Source organism: Pseudomonas sp. Root401, from assembly GCF_001425105.1.
Taxonomy (GTDB): domain Bacteria; phylum Pseudomonadota; class Gammaproteobacteria; order Pseudomonadales; family Pseudomonadaceae; genus Aquipseudomonas; species Aquipseudomonas brassicacearum.
This window is the reverse complement of record NZ_LMDO01000053.1, coordinates 1-4,351: the sequence shown is the minus strand read 5'-3', so window position 1 is coordinate 4,351 and position 4,351 is coordinate 1. Positions and strand designations below refer to the sequence as shown.

At 65.3% G+C, this 4,351-nt stretch carries 1 protein-coding gene and 2 pseudogenes; all 3 read left to right on the top strand.

Translation table 11 applies throughout. The features are described 5' to 3' along the window. Positions 1 to 17 precede the first annotated feature (17 nt). Positions 18 to 413, top strand: a pseudogene (locus ASC85_RS34000) (condensation domain-containing protein); the annotation flags it as partial. 169 nt (positions 414 to 582) lie between these two features. Beyond that, positions 583 to 909: pseudogene (locus ASC85_RS33995) on the top strand (condensation domain-containing protein); the annotation flags it as partial. A 1-nt stretch (position 910) separates the two neighbouring features. Then, the coding region (locus ASC85_RS26055) for a non-ribosomal peptide synthetase (protein WP_236712411.1) at positions 911 to 4,351 on the top strand (3,441 nt) is incomplete at both ends.

Below are 4,351 nucleotides of genomic sequence, written 5' to 3'. Positions count from 1 at the left end.
AGCAGCTCGACGACCCGCTGCCGCCCCTGACCCTGCAATACGCCGACTACGCCAACTGGCAACAGCAGCACCTGCAAGGTGAACGCCTGCACACCCAGATCGGTTTCTGGAAAGCACATCTGGACGGCGCCCCGGCGCTGCTGGAACTGCCCAGCGATCATCCACGGCCGCAAGTGCAAAGCTATCAAGGCGCTGCGTTGGCGCTGCAGTTGCCCGCGCCCCTTAGCGTTCGCTTGCGCCGCTTCAGCCAGCAGCAGGGCCTGACCCCGTTCATGACCCTGCTCGGCGCCTGGTCGATCTTGCTTTCGCGCCTGAGCAATCAACCGCAGGTGGTGGTCGGCACACCGGTCGCCAACCGCCCACGGCGGGAAACCGAGGCCTTGATCGGCTTCTTCGTCAACACCCTGGCCCTGCGCATCGACGTCCAGGCCCACAGTCGCGTCGACCAATTGCTGGAGCAGATCAAGGCCACCACCGGCCTTGATCGGCTTCTTCGTCAACACCCTGGCCCTGCGCATCGACGTCCAGGCCCACAGTCGCGTCGACCAATTGCTGGAGCAGATCAAGGCCACCACCCTCGACGCCTACAGCCATCAGGACCTGCCGTTCGAGCAAGTGGTCGAAGCCCTGCAACCGGAACGCAGCCTCGGTCACAGCCCGCTGTTCCAGGCGATGTTGGTGCTGGGCAATACCCCGCGCGACCAAGCCCTGGAGCTGCCCGGCCTGAGCCTGACGCCGCTGCCCCAGCCCACCGGCACCACCCAGTTCGATGTGAGCCTGTCGCTCAACGACGACGGCGACCGTATCAGCGGTCAATTCGAATACGCCACCGACCTGTTCGATGAGAGCACCATCGCCCGTTGGGGCCAGCATTTGCTGCACCTGCTCGACGCCATGCTCGACGATGCGNCTGCCCGGCCTGAGCCTGACGCCGCTGCCCCAGCCCACCGGCACCACCCAGTTCGATGTGAGCCTGTCCCTCAACGACGACGGCGACCGTATCAGCGGTCAATTCGAATACGCCACCGACCTGTTCGATGAGAGCACCATCGCCCGTTGGGGCCAGCATTTGCTGCACCTGCTCGACGCCATGCTCGACGATGCGGCGCAGCCGCTGGCGACCCTGCCGTTGCTGGACCACCTGCAACGTCGGCAGTTGCTCGGCGCTTTCAACCAGACCCACGCCCCCTTCCCCGAAGGCCGGCTGGTGCACGAATGGTTCGAAGAGCATGTGCAGGCCCAGTCACAGGCCATCGCGGTCCAGGCGGAGGGCACCCAGCTCAGCTACGCCGAACTCAATGCCCGGGCCAACCGCATCGCCCACCGCTTGATCGCCGCCGGCCTGCGTCCGGACGAGCGCGTGGCGCTGCTGGTGGAACGCAGCCCCGAAATGATCATTGGCATCCTGGCCATCCTCAAGGCCGGCGGTGCCTATGTGCCGCTGGACCCGAACTATCCGCAGGACCGCTTGCAGCACATGCTCAGCGACAGCTCGCCTCGGGTACTACTGACCCAGGGCCGCTTGGCTGAACAACTGCCACCGCTGGAGATTGCGCAACTGTCGCTGGATGACACGGCCACAGGCGACGACCACAACCCAAGGATCGAAGGCTTGACCTCCCGGCACCTGGCCTACGTCATGTACACCTCCGGTTCTACGGGCAAACCGAAGGGGGTGATGCTCGAACATCGTTCGGTGTGCAACCAGATCGGTGCCCTGCAAGAACGCTATGGTCTCAACCCTCGTGATCGCGTCCTGCAATTCGCCACCATGACGTTCGACATGTCGGTGGAAGAGATCTTTGGTGCCTTGCTGTCCGGTGCCACCCTGGTACTGCGCAGCGATGCCTGGATTGCCGGCACCGCGGCCTTCGCCATGCTGTGCGAACAACATGGGATAACCGTCGCGAACCTGCCGACCGTGTTCTGGCAACAAGTCAGCCGCGACCAGCATGTGCCGCTGCCGGCCTCGTTGCGCCAGTTCATGATCGGCGGCGAAGCGGTGGGCAAGCAGGCCGTAAGCCAATGGTTCGCCCGTGCCGGCCATCGCCCGGCGCTGTTCAACGCCTACGGTCCGACCGAGGCCACCGTAAACGCCTCGATCCGTCTGATGGAAAGCGACCACGATGATTTCCGCTCCATTGGCAAACCGGTGCGCAACACCCAACTGCACGTACTCGATGCCAGCGGCAACCTCGTCCCGCTCGGAGTTGCCGGCGAGATTCACATTGGTGGCGTCGGTGTCGCTCGCGGTTACCTCAATCGCCAGGCGTTGACGGCCGAGCGATTCATCGCCGACCCGTTCAGCACCGACCCGGACGCGCGCCTGTACAAGACCGGCGACCTCGGCCGCTGGTTGGCCGATGGCACCCTGCAGTACCTGGGACGCAACGACGACCAGGTGAAGATCCGCGGCTTCCGCGTGGAACTGGGCGAGATCGAAGCCGTCCTTGCCGGCTGCGCTGGTGTGCGTGAAGCGGTGGTGGTGGCCCAGGAAAGCCAACCGGGCCAATCGGACAGCAAGCGCTTGATCGCCTACCTGTGCGGTGAACCGGTGCAGGTGGAGCAGTTGCGCAGCGTCTTGCTGGCAGCCCTGCCCGACTACATGGTGCCCAGCGCCTTCGTCCAACTCGAGGCTCTGCCGCTGACACCCAACGGTAAGCTGGACCGCCGCGCCTTGCCCGCTCCGGGCCAGGAAGCGTTCGCCAGCCGAGCCTACGAGGCACCTCGGGGCGAGATCGAACAGATCGTCGCGACGGTCTGGCAAGACTTGCTGGGCATCGAGAAGGTCGGCCGACATGACCGGTTCTTCGAACTCGGCGGGCATTCGCTGCTGGCCGTGAGCCTGATCGATCGACTGCGCCAGCATGGCCTGAGCGCCACGGTACGCACCGTGTTCACCGCCCCCAGCCTGGGGGAAATGGCCCAGGCCCTGAGTCGCAACGACGAGGTCTTGTTCCTCGCGCCGGCCAACCGCATTCCGGCCGACTGCACCGCGCTGACACCGGATATGTTGCCACTGGTGGAACTGACCCCGGCGCAACTGGAGCGTATCGTCAGCGCCGTGCCTGGTGGCGCAGCCAACGTTCAGGACATCTATCCCCTGGCCCCGTTGCAACAGGGCATCCTGTTCCACCATTTGCTCGGGCATGAAGGCGACGCCTACCTGGTGCGCTCGATGATCGAGTTCGACGACCGCCCGCGCCTCGACGCCTTTGTCAGCGCCTTGCAGGTGGTGATTGATCGCCATGACATTCTGCGCAGTGCCGTGCATTGGGTCGGACAGCCGCAGCCAGTGCAGGTGGTGCAGCGCCAGGCCGTACTGCCGGTCCAAGCCATCAACCTGGCCGCCGATGAAGATCCGCGTACTCAACTGGAGCGCTTGAGCGATCCACGCCACCTGCGCCTGGATCTGCAACTGGCCCCCCTGATGCGCGCCTGCATCGCCCAGGATCCGCACTCCGAACGCTGGTGGCTGGCCCTGCTGGACCACCACATGATCAGCGACCACGTGTCCCTGGGCATCGTTCTCGAAGAAATCCAGCAACTGATGCAGGGCCAGGGCGCCCATTTGCCGACGCCCATGCCTTATCGCGAGTTTGTCGCCCAGGTGCTAGCCACGCCGCCCCAGGCCCATGAAACCTATTTCACTCGCCGCCTGGCCAGTGTCGACGAACCCACCGCACCGTTCGGCGTGCTGGACGTCCAGGGCGATGGCGCCCAGGTGGTCGAAACCAGCGTGCGTCTGGACCGCGACCTGAATCTGCGGATCCGCACTCAAGCGCGCCTGGCCGGGGTGACGCCGGCCGTGCTGTTTCATATTGCCTGGGCCCAAGTGCTCGGGCGCTGCACCGGCCGCGACGACGTGGTGTTCGGCACCGTGGTCGCCGGGCGCCTGCAAGGTTCACTGGGCGCCGACCGGGCCCTTGGCGTGTTCATCAACACCTTGCCGGTACGGGTGCAACTGGCCGGGTTCGGCGTCAGCGCGCTGGTGGACGAAACCTATCGCGACCTCAGCGAACTGCTCGCCCACGAACAGGCGTCCCTGGCCCTGGCGCAACGTTGCAGCGCTGTCGGCGCGGGCCTGCCGCTGTTCACCACGCTGCTCAATTATCGTCATCAGACCGACGGCGGCTCGCTGGCCAACGACGATCAGGTCTTGGCCTGGGACGGCGTGCGCTTCCTGAGCAATGAAGCCCGGACCAACTACCCGATCGAAGTGGCCGTGGCGGATGAAGGCGACGATTTCTCCGTGACCGCCCAATCCATCACCGGCATCGACCCGCAACGCATCGCCGCTTACCTGGCCCAGGCGGTGGCCACCTTGGTCGACGCCCTTGAACACGCCCCG